Annotated in this window: 4 protein-coding genes and 1 pseudogene; 1 reads left to right on the top strand and 4 read right to left on the bottom strand. The window is 70.0% G+C overall.

Annotated elements, in window-relative coordinates; translation table 11 throughout:
- Together EHS43_RS38250 and EHS43_RS38255 are read right to left on the bottom strand one after the other, a co-directional pair.
- Positions 1–775, bottom strand: a pseudogene (locus EHS43_RS38250) (hypothetical protein); the annotation flags it as partial.
- A gap of 48 nt (positions 776–823) precedes the next feature.
- On the bottom strand, positions 824–1,351 hold the full coding sequence (locus EHS43_RS38255) for a tetratricopeptide repeat protein (protein WP_125195202.1): 528 nt from the start codon (positions 1,349–1,351) through the stop codon (positions 824–826).
- 111 nt (positions 1,352–1,462) lie between these two features.
- Between EHS43_RS38255 and EHS43_RS38260 the strand changes: the two genes are divergently transcribed.
- Positions 1,463–1,897: a hypothetical protein gene (locus EHS43_RS38260; protein ID WP_125195199.1), complete on the top strand. Its 435-nt coding sequence runs from the start codon at positions 1,463–1,465 to the stop codon at positions 1,895–1,897.
- Positions 1,898–1,956: 59 nt separating this feature from the next.
- Here the strand turns inward: EHS43_RS38260 and EHS43_RS38265 are convergent, their stop codons facing one another.
- A complete protein-coding gene (locus EHS43_RS38265; RefSeq protein WP_125195200.1) occupies positions 1,957–3,534 on the bottom strand; it encodes a DUF1996 domain-containing protein in 1,578 nt (525 codons plus the stop codon).
- Positions 3,535–3,717: 183 nt separating this feature from the next.
- Entirely contained in the window at positions 3,718–4,371 is a 654-nt protein-coding gene (locus EHS43_RS38270; protein WP_125195201.1) for a response regulator transcription factor, read from the bottom strand.
- Between the last annotated feature and the right edge of the window lie 103 nt (positions 4,372–4,474).

The following is a 4,474-nucleotide window of genomic DNA, read 5'->3' on the forward strand; positions in this document are numbered from 1 at the left end:
CGTAGGGGGGTGCGGCGGCGCCGTCGGGGCCCCAGCCGTCGCCGGGCATGCCGAGCAGCGCCCCGCACACCGCGACGGCCGCCGCGGCGGCGAGCGCGGCCTTCATGTGCTGCCTGCGCCGCATCAGGTCGGTGGGCCGGGCCTGGAGCGAACAGGGGTCGAACTCGGGGGAGTCTAGGAGGGCGTACCCGTCCTCGGCGCCGGCGGCCTCGTCGAGCGCCGCGTCCGCGTCGGCCACGCCCGCCGCTGTCAGCAGGGCCCGTACGTCGCCGTCGGGGAGCTGCTCCAGGCCGCGCAGGACGTAGGCGGCGCGGGCCGGGCCGGACATCGCCGACAGGTGCTGGTCCAGGGCGAGTTCGTCGGCGCCGCCGGAGCGCGGGAAGAGCCTGAGGCCCCACACCTGGGGGAGCAGCGGCGGGAGCTGGGAGCGCTTGGGCCAGGCCCGGCGCCTGAGCGGCCGGCCGGCCTCCAGGGCCGTACGCACCACCTGGAGGCGGACGAAGGCGTAGCCGGGGTCGCTCTCGCGGCCGGCCGACTGGGCCGGGATCACGGGCTTCGCCGCGCGGCCCCGGGGCAGGGCGCGCTGGGCGAGGGCGTGCGCGGTCAGCACCCGGCGGCCCCGGCCGAGGCCCGGCGGCAGTACGAGATAGGCGAGCCGGACCAGCCGGGGATAGTGCTCGACGAGCGCGGCCTCGGCCTGCTCTACATCGACGACGGGGTCGGCGGCGGAGCCGGAACCGGGTGCGGGGCGCGGGGCGACATCCTGTGACTGCACGTTCAGCAGAACGAGCGAATCGTTGGTTGGTCACCGCCGCCCGGGGGATCAGTCCTCCGGGTCGACCAGGGCGCGCGCGTAGTTGGCCATCGACCGCTGGTAGCGCGGCAGATGGGGGGCGAGCGCGCCGAGGACCAGCGAGAGGCCCTCGCGGTCCCGGCCGAGGCTGGAAAGGCACAGCGCGAGCATCGCGCGGACGGCGTCGTCCAACTCGTCGGAGGGGGCGTCCAGTTCCGGGGTGAGCAGCTGGAGGCCTTCCTCCGCGTACCCCGTGTTCCGGAGCGAACTGGACAGCTGGATCTTGGCGCGGCGGCCCTTGTAGCCGTTCTCCTTGCCGAGCCCCTTTTCGAGCGCCTCCCGGTACAGCGGGACCGCCTTGTCGGAGTGCCCCGTCGAGTCCCAGGCGCAGGCCCGCTCGAAGGGACCGAGCGGACTGCCCTTGGGCAGCTCTGCCACGAGGGCGTCGATCACGGACCTGAACTCGGCCGCCCGTTCCTCCGGATAGTCGTCGAAAGTCGCCCAGGCGGCGAGCACGCGCTTTTCCCAGTCCTCGTTCACCGGCACACTTTCGCACAGCCGTACCCGTGGGGGCACCGGGATTTGAGTGTCCCGTGCCTCACAGCCGTATGGGGGGAGACGGACCCCCGCCGGGGCCCGTCCGACGTGACCCCGTGACCGGAGGAACAGATGAGGTTGACCCGACCGATGCTCGCGCTGACCGGCGCGGCCGCGGTGCTGGCGCTGGCGGGCTGCGGATCCGGCGGTGACGCGAAGGCCGCCGCGGTGCCGCAGGCGGCCACCGGCAGCCTGGAGCACCTGGCCGCCGAGGTGAAGTGCACGCCCGACATCCAGATCGACGCCGACGAACTGCGCCAGGCCGTGTGCAAGAGGTCCAAGGACGCCGACGGCAAGTTCATCCTCGCCACCTTCGCCACCGACCGCGGCCAGCGCGAGTGGATCAACGGGGCCAAGGACTACGGCGGTCACTTCCTGGTCGGCCGCAAGTGGGTCGCCGTGGGGGACACGACCGGCACGGTCACGGCGCTGCGCAAGACGCTCGGCGGGGACATCGAGGAGGGCACGGACCACTCGAAGATGGGTGCCACGCACTCCGCCCACTGAGGACGCGGACACACGAAAGCCGGCGGTGAGGAATCCTCACCGCCGGCTTTCTCAGTGCGTCACTGGCAGTTCTTGCCGGTGTTGATGCAGTTGACCATCTTGTTCATCGTGTTCTGGGAGAAGAAGTTGATGAAGTCGTTGTGGTCGGTGATCGGCTTGTGCAGGTTCTCCGGGAAGGTGTCGACCGCGTAGGGGTTGACGACCGTGCCGTTCTGCAGCTTCGGGGCCGGGACGTTGTAGACGAGCCGGACCTGGAGCTGGGGGATCGCCTTGAAGCCGTTGGCGCAGGTGCCGTCGGCCTGGACGAACGACACGTGGGTGCGGTGGTTTGCGCTGTCGATGTTCTGACCGTCCCAGCAGCTCTGGAAGGCGGTCGTGCGCACCACCTGGCTGCCCTGCGGGCAGATCGGGTACTTGTCGTGCAGTTGCACCTTGTTCTCGAAGCCGGTGCAGGACCAGTTCACGTTGGCGTTGGCGTTGCCGTTGACGAAGGCCTTCGCGTCACCGGTGATGATGCGCAGGGCGGTCGGCATCGCGACGACGTTGCCCTTCTTGTTGCCGACGAACTTGATCTGCGCCTGGGAGGCCTGGAGGATCTTGCCGACGTTGCCCTCCTTGCCGCCGCCGTCGTTGTTCTGGTCGAAGTCCTGCTGACCGTTCTGCAGACGCAGCACCGGCCAGAAGTACGAGGACTTGTCGCCCTGGTTCTGGCAGGTGGTCGAGGCTCCCGCCAGCTCCTGGTCGCTCGCGAAGGCGTCGTTGTTCTGGTTGCCGACGTAGTCGTGCAGGTGGTGGGCGCCGTTGGCGACACCCGGGGCGACGATCACGTTGTCGGTGTTGTGGTTGTCGTTCCCGTTGGTGCCGCACCTGGTGGTGAAGGTGCCGCGCGAGCCCGAGTTGCCGTTGGCCTTCAGGCCGTTCTGGCCCACGCCGAGCTGGGCGTTGCCCTGGACCTTGGTGATGTCCACGAAGTCGGCCGCGACCGGGCCGTTGCCGCCCTGTCCACCGTTGCCCTGCTGCTGGCCGCCGTTCTGCTGGCCGCCCTGCTGTTGACCGCCGTTCTGCTGCTGGCCGCCGCCCTGCTGCTGACCGCCCTGCTGTTGACCGCCGTTCTGCTGCTGGCCGCCGCCCTGCTGCTGGCCGCCGCCGGCGTTCGTCTGCGCGCCCTGCGTCGTGCACCCGGCCAGCTGGCTCAGCGAGGTGTTGAACTGACCCCCGACCCGCTGGATGTTGATGCGGATCCGGTCGATCGTGGCCGCCCGCTTCTCCTTCAGGGGGCCGACGATGGCGTTCTGGACGAAGCCCGAGTCACCCGCCTGAGCCTGTCGCGTCGAGGCGAGCCTGGCGTAGGCCTCGGTGATCTGCTTGTCCAGGTTGGCAAGTTCCGTGGCCACCCCCTGACGCGCTGCCTGCGGCACGTTCGTCAGCTTCTGACCGACATCGGGGCACGAGATGGTCGCCACCTGCGCGGCGGCGGCCTTGGTCTGGTTCTGCGACCAGCCGTTGTTGTTCGACTCGTGCGCCGAAGCGTAGAAGTTCGCCCAGATCAGCCCGCCCCCGCCGAGCGCTAGGGCCGCCGACGCGGCTATGGCCTTCGTGGCCATCGACGAGCGGCGTTTACGTGTATTGCGTCCCATGGAACTCCTCTGACTTCCTTTTTCGGGGCTATCGAGGCGCCCGACAGGAGTGAAGCGGCGCCATCCCATACGCACGGCGCCCCATGGGTGTTCAGCCGTCCCACAAACAAATCAGAGGTTTACCTGTCCCTGGGCGGGCAACCACCGCCTGAGCAGCGGGAGTTACAGAGAATGAAGGTCTGCTCACCGGCCCCGGTCCAGGAACGCGAGCACCGCCAGAACGCGTCGATTGTCGTCGTCCGACACCTCAAGGCCCAGTTTGGTGAAGATGTTGGCGGTGTGCTTGGCGATCGCCCGTTCCGTGACGACGAGTCTGGCGGCGATCGCCGCGTTCGACCGCCCCTGCGCCATCAGTTCGAGCACTTCCCGCTCCCGGGGCGTGATCCGGGCGAGCGGCTCGTCGTCGGCCGCCCGCCGGGCCAGCAGCTGCTGGATCACCTGCGGGTCCATCGCCGTACCGCCCGCCGCGACCCGCCGTACGGCGTCCACGAACTGCTCGGCGTCGAACACCCGGTCCTTGAGCAGATACCCCACCCCGCCGCTGCCGTCGGCCAGCAACTCGCGTGCGTACAACTGCTCCACGTGCTGCGAGAGCACCAGCACCGGCAGCCCGGGGCGCTCCCGCCGGGCGTCCAGCGCGCACTGGAGCCCCTCGTCGGTGTGCGTCGGCGGCAGCCGTACGTCCACCACGGCGACGTCCGGGTCCAGCTCGGCCAGCGCGCGGGCCAGCTCGGGCCCGCTCTCGACGGCCGCGGCGATCTCGAACCCGTGTGCCTGAAGGAGTCGTACGAGACCGTCGCGCAGCAGGAAGAGGTCTTCGGCCAGGACTACACGCAAGGGATCTCCATGGTGACCATGGTGGGGCCGCCCGCGGGTGAGCTGACGGCCAGGACGCCGTCGAATGTACCCAGCCGCCGCTCCACCCCGGCCAGCCCCGAAC

Source organism: Streptomyces sp. RP5T (assembly GCF_003933965.1).
Taxonomy (GTDB): Bacteria; Actinomycetota; Actinomycetes; order Streptomycetales; family Streptomycetaceae; genus Streptomyces.

Excerpts from the sequence above, each read along its gene's own strand:
- EHS43_RS38265 (WP_125195200.1), bottom strand. The coding sequence starts at position 3,534 with ATGGGACGCAATACACGTAAACGCCGCTCGTCGATGGCCACGAAGGCC.
- EHS43_RS38260 (WP_125195199.1), top strand. The coding sequence starts at position 1,463 with ATGAGGTTGACCCGACCGATGCTCGCGCTGACCGGCGCGGCCGCGGTG.